This window comes from Streptococcus sp. 2022WUSS083, assembly GCF_044427155.1.
Classification (GTDB): Bacteria; Bacillota; Bacilli; order Lactobacillales; family Streptococcaceae; genus Streptococcus; species Streptococcus hashimotonensis.
Window position 1 is genome coordinate 24,338 of sequence record NZ_JAOTGK010000007.1, and the last position, 19,725, is coordinate 44,062.

Annotated in this window: 17 protein-coding genes; 14 read left to right on the forward strand and 3 right to left on the reverse strand. The window is 40.4% G+C overall.

The genetic code is table 11. The features are described 5' to 3' along the window. Window positions 1-3: 3 nt before the first annotated feature. The 7 genes from ODU41_RS09300 (at window position 4) to glgP (ending at window position 9,591) form a co-directional block, all read left to right on the forward strand. Complete coding sequence (locus ODU41_RS09300; protein WP_074390990.1) at window positions 4-444, forward strand: UPF0158 family protein; 441 nt, start codon at window positions 4-6, stop codon at window positions 442-444. Window positions 445-504: 60 nt separating this feature from the next. Beyond that, window positions 505-1,233 carry a MerR family transcriptional regulator gene (locus tag ODU41_RS09305; RefSeq protein ID WP_074390991.1) on the forward strand — a complete coding sequence of 243 codons (729 nt, stop codon included), beginning with the start codon at window positions 505-507 and terminating at the stop codon, window positions 1,231-1,233. A gap of 713 nt (window positions 1,234-1,946) precedes the next feature. Beyond that, window positions 1,947-2,726 carry a hypothetical protein gene (locus tag ODU41_RS09310; RefSeq protein WP_398578947.1) on the forward strand — a complete coding sequence of 260 codons (780 nt, stop codon included), beginning with the start codon at window positions 1,947-1,949 and terminating at the stop codon, window positions 2,724-2,726. Then, entirely contained in the window at window positions 2,723-3,133 is a 411-nt protein-coding gene (locus tag ODU41_RS09315) for a peptide deformylase (RefSeq protein WP_004195260.1), read from the forward strand. The genes ODU41_RS09310 and ODU41_RS09315 overlap by 4 nt, the downstream gene beginning before the upstream one ends. Before the next feature lie 411 nt (window positions 3,134-3,544). Continuing rightward, a complete protein-coding gene (locus tag ODU41_RS09320) occupies window positions 3,545-5,644 on the forward strand; it encodes an ATP-dependent Clp protease ATP-binding subunit (RefSeq protein ID WP_398578948.1) in 2,100 nt (699 codons plus the stop codon). Window positions 5,645-5,825: 181 nt separating this feature from the next. Continuing rightward, window positions 5,826-7,334, forward strand: coding sequence for a 4-alpha-glucanotransferase (malQ, locus tag ODU41_RS09325; RefSeq protein WP_011922661.1), 1,509 nt, complete (start codon window positions 5,826-5,828; stop codon window positions 7,332-7,334). Next, entirely contained in the window at window positions 7,327-9,591 is a 2,265-nt protein-coding gene (glgP, locus tag ODU41_RS09330) for a glycogen/starch/alpha-glucan family phosphorylase (protein ID WP_398578949.1), read from the forward strand. Before malQ ends, glgP begins: the two co-directional genes overlap by 8 nt. Before the next feature lie 229 nt (window positions 9,592-9,820). Here glgP and ODU41_RS09335 read toward each other — a convergent pair whose 3' ends face one another. After that, window positions 9,821-10,528, reverse strand: coding sequence for a UTRA domain-containing protein (locus tag ODU41_RS09335; protein WP_398578950.1), 708 nt, complete (start codon window positions 10,526-10,528; stop codon window positions 9,821-9,823). Between the two features lie 198 nt (window positions 10,529-10,726). Here ODU41_RS09335 and ODU41_RS09340 point away from each other — a divergent pair, with 198 nt between their 5' ends. Both ODU41_RS09340 and ODU41_RS09345 read left to right on the forward strand, forming a co-directional pair. Beyond that, window positions 10,727-11,518 carry an endonuclease/exonuclease/phosphatase family protein gene (locus ODU41_RS09340; RefSeq protein WP_014637507.1) on the forward strand — a complete coding sequence of 264 codons (792 nt, stop codon included), beginning with the start codon at window positions 10,727-10,729 and terminating at the stop codon, window positions 11,516-11,518. A 33-nt stretch (window positions 11,519-11,551) separates the two neighbouring features. Then, complete coding sequence (locus tag ODU41_RS09345) at window positions 11,552-13,720, forward strand: PTS transporter subunit IIBC (protein WP_044668265.1); 2,169 nt, start codon at window positions 11,552-11,554, stop codon at window positions 13,718-13,720. 71 nt (window positions 13,721-13,791) lie between these two features. Here the strand turns inward: ODU41_RS09345 and ODU41_RS09350 are convergent, their stop codons facing one another. Both ODU41_RS09350 and ODU41_RS09355 read right to left on the reverse strand, forming a co-directional pair. Beyond that, window positions 13,792-14,418: a DUF2812 domain-containing protein gene (locus ODU41_RS09350; protein ID WP_044668266.1), complete on the reverse strand. Its 627-nt coding sequence runs from the start codon at window positions 14,416-14,418 to the stop codon at window positions 13,792-13,794. A 10-nt stretch (window positions 14,419-14,428) separates the two neighbouring features. After that, complete coding sequence (locus ODU41_RS09355; protein ID WP_004194196.1) at window positions 14,429-14,740, reverse strand: PadR family transcriptional regulator; 312 nt, start codon at window positions 14,738-14,740, stop codon at window positions 14,429-14,431. A 160-nt stretch (window positions 14,741-14,900) separates the two neighbouring features. Here ODU41_RS09355 and ODU41_RS09360 point away from each other — a divergent pair, with 160 nt between their 5' ends. From ODU41_RS09360 to ODU41_RS09380, 5 genes are all read left to right on the forward strand, one after another. After that, window positions 14,901-15,617 (forward strand): YebC/PmpR family DNA-binding transcriptional regulator, encoded by a 717-nt coding sequence (locus ODU41_RS09360; protein WP_004194195.1) that lies wholly within the window; start codon window positions 14,901-14,903, stop codon window positions 15,615-15,617. Window positions 15,618-16,050: 433 nt separating this feature from the next. Next, window positions 16,051-16,899, forward strand: coding sequence for an SAM-dependent chlorinase/fluorinase (locus ODU41_RS09365; protein ID WP_172088795.1), 849 nt, complete (start codon window positions 16,051-16,053; stop codon window positions 16,897-16,899). Window positions 16,900-16,919: 20 nt separating this feature from the next. Beyond that, window positions 16,920-17,468, forward strand: a complete 549-nt coding sequence (locus ODU41_RS09370; protein ID WP_024401563.1) for an ECF-type riboflavin transporter substrate-binding protein — start codon at window positions 16,920-16,922, stop codon at window positions 17,466-17,468. Window positions 17,469-17,574: 106 nt separating this feature from the next. Further along, the gene (locus ODU41_RS09375) at window positions 17,575-18,495 is read left to right on the forward strand and encodes a hypothetical protein (RefSeq protein ID WP_398578951.1); all 921 of its coding nucleotides are present in this window, start codon (window positions 17,575-17,577) and stop codon (window positions 18,493-18,495) included. A gap of 210 nt (window positions 18,496-18,705) precedes the next feature. Continuing rightward, window positions 18,706-19,689 carry a rhodanese-related sulfurtransferase gene (locus tag ODU41_RS09380; RefSeq protein WP_023369456.1) on the forward strand — a complete coding sequence of 328 codons (984 nt, stop codon included), beginning with the start codon at window positions 18,706-18,708 and terminating at the stop codon, window positions 19,687-19,689. The last annotated feature ends 36 nt before the right edge of the window (window positions 19,690-19,725 follow it).

Sequence of the window (19,725 nt, forward strand, 5' to 3'; positions counted from 1 at the left end):
GATATGGCAGTTTCGTTTCAAGATGTGGTTGATTCGTTGCAGATGATTAGTCAAGGTGATAGGTACTATTATGATAGTCACATAGACGAATTGGTCTATCTGTCTGTTGGGGAGTTCAGAATTGAATCCCGTGATGGTTTAGAAGAGGAGATTGAGGAGGATGTAGCTGGAAGATTTGTAGGTCTACCGACTTATTATGACTTCAACCCTTACACATTTATGGAACTCTATATTTCTGATTTGACTGATGGAGACTTGTCTGGCCGTCTATCTCGAGCTATTCGAGGGCGCGGTGCTTTTAGACGTTTTAAGAATGAGTTAGAGAGATGTGACCGTTTTGAAGAATGGTATGCCTTTGAGACACAATGTTACAAAGAACTTGTACTGGAATGGTGCCAGGAAAATAAGATTGCTATTGTGGATAATCGGTTGAAGAAAATGTAGTATTTCCCTTGACTCTCACCTTACGTTATCCCTTATACTGGGCATAGAGAGGAGATTTCTATGAACGAAAATTGGACAGTTAAGCAGGTCAGTCGGTTGACAGGATTGACGGTGAGGACCTTGCACCACTATGATCAGATTGGTTTGCTAAAACCAGCATTTGTGGCTGAAAATGGTTATCGCTACTATAATCAGGAGAATTTGGCTCGTCTGCAAGAAATTCTATTATTTCGAGAATTGGATTTTCCTCTCAAAGATATTCAGCAGCTTCTGGATGTGACGGAAGTCAATCGTCAGCAGGTCTTGCGGGACCATATCAGCCTTTTAGAGTTCAAAAGGGAACGGTTGGACCGCATCATCAATCACGCCAGATTGCTCACAGAAAAAGGAGGAGAAGTCATGGATTTTCACGCATTTGACAGCAGTCAACTAGACGCCTACAAGGCGGAGGCAAAGGAACGCTGGGGACAGACCGCAGCCTATGCCGAGTTTGAAGTACGCTACGATGCCAGCAAGGACAGAGTCTTTGCCCGAGAGATGCAGGCTATTTTTGAAGTTTTTGGAAAAATGCAGAGCTTGGAAGCCGATCATCCAGATGTACAGGCTCAGGTAGCCAACTTGCAGGCCTATATCACGGAAAATTTCTACACCTGCACCAAGGAAATCTTACAAAATCTAGGTCTTATGTATGTTGAAGATGAACGATTTTCAGCCAACATTGACCGAGCAGGTGGACCAGGCACAGCAGCCTTTGTCAGTCAAGCTATTGCGATTTATTGCAAAGAATAAACGAAAGAAGTCTAGTGAGAACTAGGCTTTTTTTGGTATACTAAACTGAGGAGGAAGTTATGAAGGAAAAAATATATAAGAAGTTAAAAGAACTCGCCACAAAGTCTGTACGACGAGTGGATTGGAGTGGGGAGAGATGGTTTGTCCGAAGATATAAGCAAGGTTTGGCTTTGGGGTGGATTGCCTATTTTCTTTTGCGAGAAGAGCTGGTGAAGGAAATTCTCAGACCAGTTAGTAACTATTTAATGAATTTTTCCTGTATATACTGGTTTTATGCGAATAGACTGGCTTTTTTATTAGTCTTCACCTTTTTACTTTTCCTTATGAAGAGTATTTTTTCCATTTTGCGACGGTATTACTTTATCGGCTATTCTTTGTTAGATGAAGATGCATATCCTGAATATGACTTCCCTTTTCAAGGGGAATTGGTTTCTTTTTTGGATCGAAAGGAAGAACGGGGAAGGAATATCTTTTGGCTGAATGGTGCGTGGGGAAGCGGGAAGACCCACTTTATTCGTACCTTCTTTGAAAATCAATTCTACAAACCGCGTGAAATTTACTATATCTCCTGTTTTGGTATTCGGACCAGGGAACAGGCGGAGAAGGTACTGATTGATGAGATTGAGCAACATTCAACCTTTGGGAGTTTAGACCATATTCCTGTTGTCAGTAGTCTAGTCAAATGGTCTTATAAAATTCTGGGTCTAGACTTGATGAAAAAATATTCTCTTATTATTTTCGATGATTTGGAACGTGTTACTTATAGTGAAAAGAAAGGAGATAGCAAGGAAGAATACACGGATAGTCCTGAGGATTATAACGATCTTCTTGGTTTTATAGACCACCTTGCTAACCACCGTAATCAAAAAATACTTGTCTTGATGAATAAGGAAGATATGGGGAATACCTATCAACAGATTATTGAAGGGAAGTTTAAGCCGGTTGTGACAACTATTCCGAGTCAGGAAAGGATTGTTGAGCTCTTATCTAAAAAATATAGTGATAAATTGTTTATTCAAAATTTTATCTTACATCTATTCATGTTTCGTTGTAAGAGAGGACTGATAAATTTAAGAGAAATACCTCAGTTGGTTAAAAGATTAGAAGGGATAAAGTGTATAGTATGGTTTGAGTATATAGAAATAGAGCAGGAGAAATTGCTCGAAATTTTGAACAGTTTGGAGGATTTACAAAAAGCATTAGAAAGTGTTTGCTATCTTATCACAGGAGATATTGTGGGGCTGGATACTGTCATAGCTATACTTGAAGATTTACACGATAGTTTTCAAACAGAGTCAGAGGATTATTTCAAGAATGCATTCGAGGTATTTTATTTGATTGACTTTTTAAACTTTTGCGATAAAAATTTTATCGCTAAAAACTTTAGCGATAAATACTGTTACAAATTAGGATTTGATTCAACAGAAAAGGAGTTTGTTTTCTATAAACAGTATCAGATAGGAAAACAGTATCAGATAGGAGCCACCCCATGATTCAACCTATTATGAAAGATATTTTCTTCCTGCAGCAGAAGTCTGAGCCTGCGACTCAGCTAGATGTGCAGGTCGGTCAGGATTTGCAGGACACTTTAGCAGCCAATGCTCACGCTTGTGTGGGCATGGCGGCCAACATGATTGGCGTCAAAAAGCGGATTATCATCGTCAACATGGGCTTCACCAACCTGATCATGTATAATCCCGTCCTCATCAGCAAGGCCAAGCCCTATCAGACAGAGGAAGGCTGTCTGTCGCTGGAAGGTACCCGCCCGACGACACGCTATCAGGAGATTGAAGTGGAGTTTTTTGATGCTTCATGGAAAAAGCAGAGCCTAAAGCTGACAGATTTCCAAGCCCAGATTGTCCAGCATGAACTGGATCATTTGGAAGGGATTATCATCTAGTAGCTACCAAATCTACCGTCAGGTAGATTTTTTTAGTCATTTGAATTAACTTTGATACATCGTCACTTTCACCTTGCCATACTTTAGTATAGCCTGCGCCTCATTTCCTTGTCTGAAAGCTAATTCATTCGACTATAAAAAGTCAAAAAAGGTCAAACAAAGCTATTGACTTTTGCTGACCAATGATGTAAAATAAGATTCGTAAGGTAAAGGACCTTACGAATTCTTTGAACAAAAGGTCAGTTTAGGTCAAACTAAAAAGTTTGACTGACTAATTGACTAAATGATCAGTAAAAGACAAACTTCTGAGGAGGTTAATATGAAAGATAGGATTATACCCTACTAGCAATTTTTTTAAAACAAAGGTCAGTAAACGTCAAAAACAAATAAAACTTAAACGAGGTAAAAACTATGAACAACAATTTCAATAATTTTAACAATATGGACGATATTTTCAATCAACTCATGGGCAACATGGGTGGATACAGTACAGAACGACGTCGCTATTCTATCAATGGGCGTGAAGTGACACCGGAGGAATTTGCCATTTACCGTCAGACTGGTCGCCTGCCACAGACAGAAGAAGTGGCTCAAACACAGGCTAAAGGTCAGATAAAGTCAGATGGGATTCTTGCAAAACTTGGTCGCAATTTGACACAAGATGCGCGTGATGGTAAGTTGGATCCAGTCATTGGACGAAATAAGGAAATCCAAGAAACCTCTGAAATTTTGGCACGTCGGACTAAGAATAATCCTGTTCTGGTCGGTGATGCGGGTGTCGGTAAAACTGCGGTAGTAGAAGGTTTGGCTCAAGCCATTGTCAATGGTGATGTGCCAGCAGCCATTAAGAATAAGGAAATTATCTCCATCGACATTTCAGGCTTGGAAGCTGGGACTCAGTATCGTGGAGCATTTGAGGAAAATGTGCAGAATCTTGTGGATGAAGTCAAAAAAGCTGGAAATATCATTCTCTTCTTTGATGAAATTCATCAGATTTTGGGAGCTGGCAGCACTGGTGGAGACTCAGGTTCCAAGGGCTTAGCAGATATTCTCAAACCAGCTCTTTCCCGTGGAGAGTTAACTGTTATCGGTGCTACTACCCAAGATGAATACCGCAATACCATTCACAAGAACGCCGCTCTGGCTCGTCGTTTCAATGAAGTCAAGGTCAATGCTCCATCCGCAGAAGATACTTACCAGATTTTGAAAGGTATCAAGCCGCTTTATGAAGCCCACCACAATATTGAATTGCCAGATGAGGTTTTGAGAGCTGCGGTTGATTATTCCGTCCAGTATATTCCACAACGTAGCTTGCCTGATAAGGCTATTGACCTGGTCGATGTGACCGCTGCTCACTTAGCTGCACAACATCCTGTGACAGATATTCAGACCTTAGAAGCAGAAATGGCTGAGGCAAAACAGTTGCAGTTGGAAGCGGCTGAGAAAGAGGATTATGAAAAAGCCTTGAATGAAAAAGTCCGTATTGATAAGCTACAAAAACAGATTGACAACCACACGGAGCAACAGAAAGTGGTAGCGACCGTCAATGATGTGGCTCAGGCGGTTGAGCGAATGACAGGAATTCCAGTTTCTCAAATGGGAGCTTCTGACATTGAACGACTCAAGGAATTGAAAAATCGTCTGGCAGCTAACGTTATCGGTCAAGACGATGCGGTGGAAGCTGTATCTCGTGCCATTCGTCGAAATCGTGCAGGTTTTGATGACGGCAACCGTCCGATTGGTTCCTTCCTCTTTGTCGGTCCGACAGGTGTGGGTAAGACAGAGTTGGCAAAACAGTTAGCGCTTGACTTGTTTGGTAACAAGGATGCCATTATTCGTTTGGATATGTCTGAATACAGCGATCGGACAGCCGTTTCCAAATTAATCGGTACCACAGCTGGTTATGTTGGTTATGATGACAATTCCCATACTCTTACCGAACGTGTCCGCCGCAATCCTTACTCCATTGTCCTCTTGGATGAGATTGAAAAGGCAGACCCACAAGTGATTACCCTTCTCTTGCAAGTGCTAGATGATGGGCATTTGACTGATGGACAGGGCAACCAAGTTAACTTTAAAAATACCATTATTATCGCGACTTCTAATGCAGGTTTTGGTTATGGAATGGCAGAAGGTGAAGAAAATCAAGACATCATGGACCGCATCGCACCATTCTTCCGTCCGGAGTTCCTTAATCGTTTTAACGCAGTTATCGAATTCAAGCACTTGGATAAAGATGATCTCAAAGCCATTGTAGAATTACTCTTGGCCCAGGTCAATAATACCCTGGCGAAGAAAGGCATCCAATTAACGGTAACGGAAGCTGCCAAAGAATTCTTGATGGAAGAAGGCTATGACAAGGCCATGGGAGCTCGTCCTCTGCGCCGTGTGATTGAAAATCAGATTCGAGACAAGGTAACAGATTACTATTTGGATCATGTTGATGTCAAATATCTGGAAGCGGATGTGGTTGATGGAAGCATCCAAATAAAAGAGCAAAGCTTTGCTTAAAAATAGTGAAGAATTTGAAAAATCGGATAGAAATATCTGATTTTTCTTTTTTGTTATTCGCTAACAAATGCTATAAAATAGGCTTTCTAGAGTACATTAAAACTTTTTTTATAAAATCCTTGACAAGTGCAAACGTTTGCGTTAAACTATATTCGTAACCGACAGAAAGGAAAACGTTTTTATGACAAATCGTACCAGTGGAATTTTGATGCATATTACCTCACTTCCAGGTAAGTTTGGTATTGGTACTTTTGGACAGTCTGCCTATGATTTTGTAGATTTCTTGGTGGAAACCAAGCAAACCTACTGGCAGATTTTACCACTAACAACTACAAGCTATGGAGATTCTCCTTACCAGTCTTTCTCTGCTATTGCAGGAAATACACACTTGATAGACTTTGACCTCTTGGTTGAAGATGGCTTATTGGCAACAGAAGATTTCCAAGATGTAAATTTTGGAGATAATCCTGAAAAAGTAGACTATGCTCTTATCTATCAAGTTCGTCGACCAATTTTGGAGAAGGCAGTTCAAGCATTTTTACAAGATGATAAGAAGAAAGCTGCTTTTCTAGAGTTTGAAAAGGCTAACTCATCTTGGTTGACAGATTATGCGGAGTTCATGGCTATCAAGGAATACTTTGGTAATAAAGCTCTCCAAGAATGGGAAGATAAAAAAGTTGTAGCTCGCAACGAGGAAGCTCTTGATAAGTACCGCTTAGAATTGGCAAATCAAATCGACTACTACAAAGTCACACAGTATTTCTTCTTCAGCCAATGGAAACAATTGAAAGAATATGCCAACAAACACCACATCAAAATCATCGGAGACATGCCAATCTATGTTTCTGCTGATAGCGTTGAAGTGTGGACAAAACCCCAACTATTCAAATTGGACAGTGAACGCAAGCCGCTTTATGTAGCAGGTGTACCAGCTGATAACTTCTCGGCAGATGGTCAATTATGGGGAAATCCTATTTACGATTGGCCAGAACATGAAAAAACAGGCTATAACTGGTGGATTTATCGTATCCATGAAAGTTTCAAACTTTATGATGTCCTTCGGATTGACCATTTCAAAGGTTTCTCAGACTTCTGGCAAGTTGATGGTAAGGCAGAAGTAGCTAAGGTTGGTACCTGGGAACCAGGTCCTGGCTACAATCTCTTCAAGGCTGTCAAAGAAACACTTGGAGACCTTCCAATCATTGCAGAAGACCTTGGAAACATTGACGCTAAAGCTCGCAAATTGCTTGCGGATTGTGGCTATCCAGGCATGAAAATCTTAGAATTTGGTTTCTTTGATGTAACAGGTAAGAGTATCGATGCTCCACACCGTTGCATTCCAAATTCAGTTGCCTACACTGGAACTCACGATAATGAGGTTGTCAACGGCTGGTACAACAATCTTGATCCAGAACAACAAGAATACGTGGACGCCTATAGCAACCGTAAGCCGATTGAAAAAGTTAGCCAAGCTATGCTCCGTATGCTGTTTGCAACAGTGAGTGATACAGCTATTGCAACCATGCAAGACGTCCTAGACTTGGGTGAAGAAAGTCGAATGAATATGCCGTCAACTATCGGTGGAAACTGGGAATGGCGCATGAAAGCTGAAGACTTGACCCAAGAACGCAAAGACTTCTTGACAAAAATGACATTACTATACCAACGAGGAAATGAAAACCATGACTAAATTTACAACATTTGCAGAAACAAATACTTCGAAGAAATTAGCTGATTTAACAAACGAAGAAATCTATCTTCAATTGTTAAACTACGTAAAAGAAGCTGCAGCTACAAAACCAAAAAACACAGGAAAACGTAAAGTTTACTATATCTCAGCTGAGTTCCTTATCGGTAAACTCTTGTCAAACAACTTGATTAACTTGGGCGTGTACAAAGACATTCAAGCAGAATTGGCAGCAGCTGGTAAATCATTGGCGCAGGTTGAAGATGTTGAACCAGAACCATCACTTGGTAACGGTGGTTTGGGACGTCTAGCTTCATGTTTCGTTGATTCTATGTCAACACTTGCTATCAACGGTGAAGGTGTTGGTCTGAACTACCACTGTGGTCTTTTCCGCCAAGTATTTAAGAAAAATGAGCAAGAAGCAGAGCCAAACTTCTGGATTGAAAATGATTCTTGGTTGATTCCAACAACTATCAGCTATGATGTTCCATTCAAAAACTTCACTTTGAAATCAAAATTGGATCGTCTTGATATTCTTGGCTATAAAAAAGAGACTAAGAACTACCTCAATTTGTTTGATATTGAGTCAGTAAACTATAACTTGATTACAGACGGTATTTCATTTGACAAGACTGATATTAAAGAAAACTTGACACTCTTCTTGTACCCAGATGATTCTGATAAGAATGGTGAATTGCTCCGTATCTACCAACAATATTTCATGGTATCAAATGCGGCTCAACTTTTGATTGATGAAGCAATTGAGCGCGGTTCAAACTTGCATGACTTGGCTGATTACGCTTATGTGCAAATCAACGATACTCACCCTTCAATGGTGATTCCTGAGTTGATCCGTCTTTTGACTGAAAAGCATGGTATTGAATTTGCGGAAGCAGTTGCCATCGTTAAGAATATGACTGGTTACACAAACCACACTATCTTGGCGGAAGCGCTTGAAAAATGGCCACTTGAGTTCCTTGAAGAAGTGGTGCCGCACTTGGTTGATATTATCAAAGAATTGGATGCCCTTATTCGTGCAGAAATTAAAGACCCAGCAGTCCAAATCATTGATGAATCAGGTCGTGTACACATGGCTCACATGGATATCCACTTCTCTAACTCAGTGAACGGTGTAGCTGCACTTCACACAGAAATCCTCAAAAACTCTGAATTGAAAGCTTTCTACGAGCTTTACCCAGAAAAATTCAACAATAAAACAAACGGTATCACTTTCCGCCGTTGGTTGGAATTTGCCAACCAAGACCTCGCTGACTACATCAAAGAATTGATTGGCGATGAGTACTTGACAGATGCGACTAAACTTGAAAAATTGCTTGCCTTTGCTGATGACAAGGAAGTTCATGCTAAGTTGGCTGAAATCAAGTTCAACAATAAGTTGGCTCTCAAACGTTACCTTAAAGACAATAAAGGTATCGAGCTGGATGAAAATTCTATTATTGATACACAAATCAAACGTTTCCACGAGTACAAACGCCAACAAATGAATGCCTTGTATGTTATCCATAAATACCTTGAAATCAAGAATGGTAACCTTCCGAAACGTAAAATCACTGTTATCTTCGGTGGTAAAGCGGCACCTGCCTACATCATTGCACAAGACATCATTCACTTGATTCTTTGCTTGTCAGAGTTGATCAACAATGACCCAGAAGTAAATAAATACCTCAATGTTCACTTGGTTGAAAACTACAATGTGACAGTTGCTGAGAAACTCATCCCTGCAACAGATATTTCAGAACAAATCTCATTGGCTTCTAAAGAAGCGTCAGGTACTGGTAACATGAAATTCATGCTCAACGGTGCATTGACACTTGGTACCATGGACGGTGCCAACGTTGAGATTGCTGAGTTGGCTGGTATGGATAACATCTATACATTTGGTAAAGATTCAGATACCATCATCGACTTGTACGATAAGGCTGGATATGTATCTGCTGACTACTACAATGGCGATGCCAATATCAAACGTGCAGTTGACTTTATCGTTAGCGATGAGGTAAAAGCACTTGGTAACGAAGAACGTCTTGGCCGTCTGCACCATGAATTGATTTCGAAAGACTGGTTCATGACCTTGATTGACTTGGCTGAATACATTGAAGTAAAAGAACAAGTCTTTGCAGATTACGAAGATCAAGATTCATGGAACAAGAAAGTTGTTCATAACATTGCCAAAGCTGGATTCTTCTCATCTGACCGTACCATTGAACAGTACAATCAAGACATCTGGCACAGTAACTAATTGAATTCCAACAATTAGTAGGAAAGTTGATTGAACCACTCCAAAACTTATCAGATCAATTCTTCCTATGTGTTGAAGAATAAAAACCGATCAGTTTTTACCATTATTGGTGCTCTCCTTAGTATATAAATGCAAAGAATGTCTCTGCAAAAAAGCGGAGACATTCTTTTTATAACTATAAAATTCTAGAAGTTTTATATACTTGGTCGAAAAAATCGAAAGTTTCCTTTTAGCGTTTCGCCATTGAGACAAAGCTTACCTTATCAGGCCGATAGCTAATGGTTCCATACTGGAAAGCTTGACCATTTGAAAGATAGGTGATACTAGTGACCACGACGACCATGTCATAGTCTCCTAAGTCCATCAATTGTTTTTCTTCTTCGTTTGCAAAACGGAAGGAGATTTCACGTCTGGAGTGAGAAATTGTTAAATGGAGTTCTTCTTCTAAGTAGCGGTAAATAGAGCTTTCGGCAATTTCTTTACTGAGATATGGAACGACCCTACGGTCGAAATAGGAAATATCATATTCCAACCGCTCACCGTCAATTGTCCGTACCCGACTCACTCGATAGAAATCTACCTTATTATCAACTTCGAAAGTTGACATTAAATCTTCTTGGCCTTGAATAATATAAAGCGAAGTAAGCTGGGTCTGAATTTGGTGCTGTGATCTTTTGTTCAATTCGCCCGCTGTTTTAATTTCAGAAAGATATTGGTCCTTCATTAGACCATGTTCGATAACAATAGAAGATTTCCCCTGTTTTTTTTGAATATAACCATCCATTTCAAGAAGAGATAGTGCTTTGCGAATGGTGTCCTTGGAGTAGGAATACACTTCCATTAATTCATTTTCTGTCGGTAGGGCCTGTCCGGTTGACCAAACCTGCTCTTCAATTTTTTTCTTAATATCTTGATAAACTTTTTTATACTTACTCATAGTTCCTTGTCTTTCTACCCATTAGTGTATCATAAAAGAGCCAGAAAGGGGCAATACATCTATTTTATTTAGTAGAATACACAACTTTTACGTAAAAGTTTAAAATATTACGGAAAAGTTATTGACTAATGCAAACGTTTACGTTATACTATTTCTATAAAAGAAAACGGTTACGCATTTTCAGAGAGAGGGGGAGCAATGAAATTACTAACAATTAATGTCCACGCCTGGTTAGAAGAAAGGCAGGATGAAAAACTAGATGTTTTAGCCCAAACAATAGCTGAAAAGGCTTATGATGTCATCGCTCTTCAAGAGGTCAATCAGCTCATAACTGCTGATTTGGTAACGAAAGACTTGAAGGCGGATAATTATGGCTTGATTTTATTAGAAAAATTAAGAGCCTTGGGACAATTTGACTATTCATATTATTGGAGCAACTCACATATCGGCTACGATAAGTACGAAGAAGGGATTGCCTTTCTTACCAAGTTGCCAGTTTATGAAGTAGATCCATTTTATTGTAGTCAGAATAAATCTGTTGATTCCATCCTATCACGAAAAATTATGGGCTTGACGGTCTTCTATCAAGACCAGTTGATCGACCTGTATTCTTGTCACATCAATCTTCCAGGGAGTGAAGAGGAAGACCAGCTTGATAACATTCGTACGATTGTGGAACGGACTGGCAATAGACGTTTTAAGATTCTCATGGGAGATTTTAATACCGATGCCTTCTCAGATCGAGAGGCCTACGAAGCGATTACAGAGCTCGGGCTTTATGATTCATACAATCTAGCGATGGAAAAAGACCAGGGGATTACGGTTGAAAAGGCTATCGATGGCTGGGCTGGTCACAGTCAGGAAAAACGATTGGATTACATTTTCTTAAATCAGAAAAAGGAAGTTTTATCCAGCTTAGTGATTTTCAATGGAGAGAATCGTCCGATTATTTCAGACCATTTTGGTGTGGAAGTTGAAATTAATGTATAAAATGGCACAGAGCCAAAAAATAAAGGAGAAAAAATGAAAAAATTTCTTAGTTTCGAATTTTGGCAAAAATTCGGTAAGTGTTTAATGGTCGTGATTGCAGTTATGCCTGCAGCAGGTCTGATGGTTTCTATCGGAAACTCTATTCCGTTAATCAGCCCAGAATCAGAACTCTTGATTCGTATCGGGAATATCATTGCCCAAATCGGTTGGGGGATTATCGGAAACCTTCACTTGCTCTTCGCCTTGGCTATCGGTGGTAGCTGGGCTAAGGAAAAGGCTGGTGGTGCCTTCTCAGCAGGTCTTGCCTTCATCCTTATTAACTTGATTACAGGTCACTTCTTTGGTGTGACGACTGACATGCTTGCAGATGCAGCGGCAACCGTAACCACTGTTTTTGGAACAGAGATTCCAGTTTCAGGCTACTTCGTCAATATCTTGGGTCAGCCTGCTCTGAACATGGGTGTCTTCGTTGGTATCATCGCTGGTTTTGTAGGGGCAACAACCTATAATAAATACTACAATTACCGCAAATTACCTGATGTTTTGACCTTCTTTAACGGTAAACGCTTTGTACCATTTGTGGTTATCTATCGCTCAGTTCTTGTAGCGCTAGGATTAGCTATCTTTTGGCCAGTTGTTCAAACAGGAATCAACAGCTTTGGTAAGTGGATTGCAAGCTCACAGGATACAGCACCAATTCTTGCACCTTTTGTTTATGGTACCTTGGAACGTTTGCTTCTTCCATTTGGTTTGCACCACATGTTGACCATTCCAATGAACTATACTTCACTTGGTGGTACCTATGACATCTTGACAGGTGCACAAGCAGGTACACAAGTATTTGGACAAGATCCGCTCTGGTTGGCTTGGATTACAGACTTGATCAACCTCAAAGACGCTGGTGATATGGCTCAGTACAATGACCTTCTTGCAAACATTACTCCAGCCCGTTTCAAAGTTGGTCAAATGATTGGTTCATCAGGGATTTTGATGGGATTGACTTACGCTATGTACCGCAATGTGGATGAAGATAAAAAACATAAGTACAAAGGTATGTTTATTTCTTCAGCACTTGCAGTATTCTTGACAGGTGTAACAGAACCAATTGAGTTTATGTTCATGTTTGCAGCAATGCCACTCTATGTCGTTTATGCTTTTGTACAAGGTGCGGCTTTTGCCATGGCTGACGTTGTCAACTTGCGTATGCACTCATTTGGTAATATCGAATTCCTTACACGTACACCGATGGCGATTAAAGCTGGCATCGGTATGGATGTTATTAACTTCATCTGGGTAACAGCCCTCTTTGCGGTTGGTATGTACTTCATTGCCAACTTTATGATTAAGAAATTCAACCTAGCAACAGCTGGACGCAATGGCAACTATGATACAGAAACAACGGATGTGGTTTCAAACTCAAACGTAGATACTGCGGATGCCAATTCACAAGTAGTTCAAATCATCAACTTGCTTGGTGGTCGTGATAATATCGCAGATGTGGATGCTTGTATGACTCGCCTTCGTGTCAGCGTTAAAGATGTGGCACAGGTTGGAGATGAAAATGCTTGGAAACAGGCTGGGGCTATGGGCTTGATTATCAAAGACTCAGGTGTTCAAGCAGTTTATGGACCAAAAGCAGATGTTCTCAAATCAGACATTCAAGACTTGCTAGAATCAGGCGTAGCTATTCCTCGTACGGAAATTGTTGCGACAGAAGAAGTTGCTCCTGAGACTCAGTTCAAAGGTGTGACGGAGACAGTTTACTCTGTTGCTGAAGGGCAAGCCATTGCCATCACAGAAGTGAAAGATCCGGTGTTCTCACAAAAAATGATGGGTGACGGTTATGCAGTTGAGCCTAGCTCCGGCAATGTTTACGCACCAGTTTCAGGTATCGTAACCAGTGTCTTCCCAACCAAACACGCTGTCGGGATTTTGTCTGACAAGGGTGTAGAAGTCTTGGTGCACGTCGGCCTAGATACGGTTGCACTAAACGGTGCCCCATTCTCAGCTAAGGTAACAGATGGCCAACGCGTTGAAGCAGGAGACTTGCTCCTTGTCGCAGATCTGGATGCCATTCGCTCAGCAGGACGTGAAACAACCATCGTCGTTGCCTTCACAAACACAGCTGAAATCAAATCTGTCAGCCTTGAAAATCTTGGACAGGTCAGTCAAGATAGCCAAGTTGCTAAAGTAGAGTTGTAAAAAGTAAAAAAAGATTGAAAAGATGATTGCAGTCAATTCTTTTCAATCTTTTTCTTTTGGATAGTGTGCCATCAGTATTTTTCTAATTTCTTCGCTTCTTTTTTACCTTTTTCAGCGATATGGAGGAAATAAATAGACCAAGCAAGGAAAAATAACGGAATGATGCCACTTCTAAACAATGCGAATGGGGTTTCAAAGAGAAAACCAAACCAAAAACTGGTACCAGTCCGTTCCCATAGTCCTGGAGTTAGGTACCAGGATTTAGGATTCCAAAGTGTGTATCCATTTTGGAGTCCAACTTGGTAATGGACAAAAAATAAAGTTAGAAATAATCCGAAATAGGAGTAGGCATAATTTTGGTAGCGTGAATAGAATGCTTTTTTCGATTCGGTATCAGAAAAAATTTCTGTGCTTGAAGCTTCGATTGTTTGTTGAAAATAATGGATGCCACATCTACGACTACCTTGTATAGGTTGCCAACCACAGTCTTCAAATAGAGAGAGGTAATTTGAATATTCTCCTTTTGCAATATGTTCATGAAAATCAAGGCGTACGGGATGAGGGGGTCGACTACATTTTTCAAAATGATAGGCTGCTGTCCACTGAGTTACTTTGACAAGCTGATAACCTTCGGATTGAATCGAATTAATCCAATGTTCTTCCTCTTGTAAACTGGTGAATAATTTGTGTCTTATCATGGCTTCCTCCTTAAAAACCTAATTCTTTTGCAATATGATGTAGTTTTTGAATACGCTGTGTTTCCAGTTTAATAATCTCTTGTCCTGTTGCTGTTACTTGATAGACTTTTCTTCTTTTATCGGAACTTGGAACGGAACAAATCCATTTTAGTTTCAAAAGATTCTCAATCGCTCCATACATGGTTCCTGCAGCGATTTTCACATCACCATCACTCATATCCTCTACTTTTTGCATGATATGGTAGCCATGGGCAGGTTCCAAGAGGGCTAATAGAATATAGTAGGTTGTCTCCGTTAAGGGGAGATGCTTGTTCCTTTTCATTTGGCTTCTCCTATGTAGTTCAAATGTATAGTTGTACTATATATTATATATCGGGGAACTATACATGTCAACTGTATAGTGTAGAAGATTTTAAAAATCTTCTCAATCCTTGCCATTTATGGTATAATAAAGCGATTTTATAAAATGTAGGAGGTTCCCCATGGGACGTAAATGGGCCAATATTGTAGCCAAGAAAACCGCAAAAGACGGTGCTAACTCAAAAGTTTACGCCAAATTTGGTGTTGAAATCTATGTAGCAGCGAAAAAGGGTGACCCAGATCCAGAAACAAACTCAGCGCTGAAATTTGTTATAGACCGTGCTAAGCAAGCGCAGGTTCCAAAACACATCATTGACAAGGCCATTGACAAGGCAAAAGGAAACACAGACGAAACCTTCGTGGAAGGTCGTTACGAAGGCTTTGGACCAAATGGTTCTATGATTATCGTTGATACTTTGACATCAAACGTAAACCGTACGGCAGCTAACGTGCGCTCTGCTTTTGGTAAAAACGGCGGTAACATGGGGGCATCTGGTTCTGTATCATTCATGTTTGATAAAAAAGGTGTGGTTGTCTTTGCAGGTGATGATGCAGATGCGATCTTCGAATTGCTCCTTGAAGCAGATGTCGAAGTGGATGACGTAGAAGCAGAAGACGGCACAATCACTGTCTATACAGCCCCAACTGATTTGCACAAGGCCATCGTGGCACTTAAAGAATCAGGAATCCAAGAGTTCAACGTCACTGAACTTGAAATGATTCCGCAATCAGAAGTATCACTTGAAGGCGATGACCTCGCAACATTTGAAAAACTCTACGATGCCCTCGAAGACGATGAAGACGTCCAAAAAATCTACACAAATGTAGATGGGTTTTAATATAAAAAAAGTGCTAGTAGCACTTTTTTTATATTAAAAGGTTGGAGATTGGAACTGCCGGTAGGCAGTTTTCTTTATAGTGGGACGTCCTAGAAGGTTGGAAATAAGAACCAGCGGCAGCTGGTTTTCTTTTTATCTAGATGTCCATGAGGACAATTTTGGGTTTAAAAGTTTGGAAATTGGAACTGCGCTAGGCGTTTTTTTTGGGGGGGATATCCAATTGCTCAAAGACGATAGTTGGTTGGAACTAGAGAAGTGGGGATATTTTAGCTTAAGTTTGAAGAAGGTACGATGGAAAAATTTTCGGTGGCTGATAGTAGAGTGCTTGACAGATGAGGTATAAGGAAAAACTATAGCCAGGCTTTGGAAATATCTATTTGAATGGTCACGGGTTTTCTGTTATCATAGAACGGTAATAAGATTAGGAGAATGTATGTCAAATAATTTACTTGTTTTACAATCAGATTTTGGTTTAGTTGATGGTGCAGTTTCAGCGATGATTGGTGTTGCTCTCCAAGAATCGAGAGATTTAGTTGTTCACCATCTAACACATGATATTACTCCGTACAATATCTTTGAGGGTTCTTATCGCCTCTTTCAAACGGTCGAATACTGGCCGGAGGGGACAACATTTGTTTCGGTTGTTGACCCAGGAGTTGGTTCAAAACGTAAGAGTGTAGTAGCTTTGACCGAACAAAATCACTATATTGTAACGCCAGATAATGGGACGCTATCCTTCATCAAAAAATATGTGGGGATAAAGTCGGTTCGAGAAATTTCAGAGGTGGCCAATCGCCGTGCCAATACAGAACATTCGTACACCTTCCATGGTCGAGATGTTTATGCCTATACGGGAGCTAAATTGGCTTCTGGACACATTAGCTTTGAAGAAGTTGGTCCAGAATTAAGCGTGGATAAGATTGTGGAAATTCCAACAGTCCCAACGGAAGTTAGTTCGGACTATGTAAAAGGAGCAATTGATATTCTAGATGTTCGATTCGGCTCGCTTTGGACCTCGATTACGAGGGAAGAATTTTACACCTTGCAACCGCAGTTTGAAGATCGCTTTGAAGTGACCATATACAATAACGACATGCTTGTGTATCAAAACCAAGTAACCTATGGCAAGTCCTTTGCGGATGTACGTATCGGACAGCCATTGATTTATATCAATTCCCTCTATCGTGTAGGTGTTGCGATTAATCAGGGCTCATTTGCCAAGGCTTATAATGTCGGTGTAGGTCAAAACTGGCATATTGAAATCAAACGTATTAGTAATTAAAGAAATTTTAGGAGATAGTTATGAAAAATAATTCAATCAAAACAGTCGTTGCTACTGGTATCGGCGCAGCCCTCTTTGTGGTTATTGGTTTGCTGATTAGTATTCCAACCTTTGTACCAAATACCTACATTCAATTGCAGTATGCAGTTCAGTCGCTCTTGTCAATTGTTTTTGGACCAATTGTTGGTTTCTTTGTAGGGCTTATTGGTCATGCCTTTATAGACGCACTGCGAGGTGGTTCGCCTTGGTGGTCATGGGTTCTAGCCTCAGCGGTTTTTGGCTTGGTGTTAGGTTTTGCTAGAAATCGTCTGCGTATTCAAGAAGGAATTTTTGACGGAAAAGATATTTTTGCTTTCAATATTTTTCAAGTAGTAGCTAACCTCATTGCTTGGGGAATCATTGCCCCAGTTTTAGATATTCTTATCTACAGTGAGGCGGCGAATAAGGTCTTTGCACAGGGACTTGTAGCAGGTATTGTAAACAGTATTACGGTTGCTATTGCAGGGACACTCCTTTTGGCTGTTTACGCAAAATCTCAAACGAAGACAGGTAGCTTGTCTAAAGATTAAGTTTTTATTTTCCCTAGAAAAGATTCTAGGGTTTTTCAATACAAAAAAATACATATATGATATAATAATATAAAACAAACGAAAACATGTGTTCAAGGGGAGAAGTATGGTCTGGACAGAAGAAAAGTTGGGACCGATTATTCATTCTATACTCAATCCTGACGAGGAAGTTTTAAGTCTTTATCAATCGAAAACGACGAAATCAATTTATGGATGCATTCTTTGGAATAGTTATTATTATAAGGTTTTCCGAGTTAGTAACCACCCATCACAATCTACATATAAACAGCCAACTTTTTATGATTTCCATGGCGAATTTTATATGAAGGGAGCGATTCGGACCTATCTTTACCACACGAACAGTTGGTATGAACTTAGTAAACAAAGCTACTACCTTCTTCTCTTTTTTCAAAAGTTATGGGATGAACAGCAAGAGGTGGAGGCGAGTTGGCAAAATGGCAGGATACAGATTCGCTTAGTGGTTGAAGAAGAGGGGTGGCAAGTCCATTACCGTTTTCCAGATAATCAGGCAAGGGAGGTTGAACGCTTATTGGCCTCAGGCATGTTGGTGGCCATTCGCTCCTCCAGAAATTTTATCAAGATACGGACGAGTCGTTTTGTTGCACCGTATATAGCTCTAATCAAACAGCGTCAACTTTATCGAAAAAAGCCGAGTAAAGCTATGCTCCAGTGGGAAAAATACCAAAGTCAACTTATTGAAATCCAGAGGACCTATCGGCTAGTGGAGGAGAGTGCTCCGCAAACTTTTTTTGGACACTGGTTGAATAAGGTCCAACTCTATCTCTGCTCTGCCATTGCCAGCTATTGGGAAGAAGTTATTGAAGGAGTGGAGTGGCAGGAGGCTAGAGAAATCAAAGAGCAAAGGAAAATCGAGAAGCCACATAATCCTATTGAAGATAAATGGAAGGAAAATATTGCTAGACGCCATAAGCGAAAAGTGGACCAACTTATCGGACATGATACCTTGGAAAAACTCCGACAACTGAAAACAGAATTAGACGACTAAGAAGTTATAGTGAACCTTCAATAAATGCGGTAGCATGTCATCCATGTTACCGTATTTTTTACACATAAGCACTGAACCTGCGAATACAGGTTCTAAATTTTCAGTTCAGATTTTTGTCTTTTGAGGTGCTAAACGATATAATCGTAAGGTATCATTTATTAGAAATGACAGAGTTTTATCATCTATTGTAAAGATTGAAAAGGAGACACTATGTCAAAAGATATTCGCGTTCTACTCTATTACAAGTATGTCCCAATTGAAAATGCTGAAGCCTATGCTGCTGAGCATCTAGCTTTCTGTAAGTCTATCGGACTCAAAGGCCGTATCTTGATTGCCGACGAAGGTATCAACGGTACTGTTTCTGGTGACTACGAAACAACTCAAAAATACATGGACTACGTTCATGCAAACCCATTGTTCAGCGATTTGTGGTTTAAGATTGATGAAGAAAATGAGCAAGCTTTCAAGAAAATGTTTGTTCGTTATAAAAAAGAAATTGTTCACCTTGGTTTGGAAGACAATGACTTTGACAACGATATTGACCCACTTGTAACAACAGGTGCCTACTTGTCACCAAAAGAGTTCAAAGAAGCTCTCTTGGACGAAGATACAGTTGTTTTGGATACACGTAATGACTACGAGTACGACCTTGGGCATTTCCGTGGTGCCATCCGTCCAGACATCCGCAACTTCCGTGAATTGCCACAATGGGTCCGTGATAACAAAGAGAAATTCATGGACAAGCGCGTAGTTGTTTACTGTACTGGTGGTGTTCGCTGTGAGAAATTCTCAGGCTGGATGGTTCGTGAAGGCTACAAGGATGTCGGCCAGCTCCACGGTGGTATCGCAACCTATGGTAAAGACCCAGAAGTTCGTGGCGAATTGTGGGATGGTAAGATGTACGTCTTTGACGAGCGTATCGCGGTCGATGTTAACCATGTTAACCCAGTTGTCGTTGGTAAGGACTGGTTCGATGGCACACCATGTGAGCGCTATGTCAACTGTGGCAATCCATTCTGTAACCGTCGTATTTTGACATCAGAAGAGAATGAGCACAAGTATGTTCGTGGCTGTTCAGCTGAATGCCGTGCTCATGAGCGCAACCGTTACATTTCTGAAAACGGCTTGACTCGTCAAGAATGGGCAGAACGCTTGGAAGCGATTGGGGAAACTCTGACTCCAGCAAATGCTTAGTAATACCAAAATTGCATTGAAAAATCAGTGCAATTT